General features: G+C 35.7%; 1 protein-coding gene. It reads right to left on the reverse strand.

All coding sequences use genetic code 11. The features are described from left to right. A partial coding sequence (locus tag LB452_RS13490; RefSeq protein ID WP_224462256.1) for a hypothetical protein occupies positions 1-255 on the reverse strand: 255 nt, incomplete at both ends.

Consider the following 255-nt stretch of genomic DNA (forward strand, 5'->3'; position numbering starts at 1 on the left):
ATCAAATCTTCTTTCAATTCGTTGCTCAGAAGATTTGAAGCAATTCTTAAATTGGGTAGGAACTTCAACTCTGCCTTAGCCAACTGATTTACGTATGACGATGAAATTTCAGTAACCTGAGAGTTTTTGGCATTATTTCCTTCAGCATCAGCAAGCTTTGAGGATTGAATGGTAGATTTGGTAACTTCAAGCTGAAAAGCCAAACTATTTTCTACATTATTTTCAAATGATGAAAGTGCGGTGTTTACGGAAGTA

This window comes from Psychroflexus longus (assembly GCF_020164595.1).
In the GTDB taxonomy this organism is placed as follows: domain Bacteria; phylum Bacteroidota; class Bacteroidia; order Flavobacteriales; family Flavobacteriaceae; genus Psychroflexus; species Psychroflexus longus.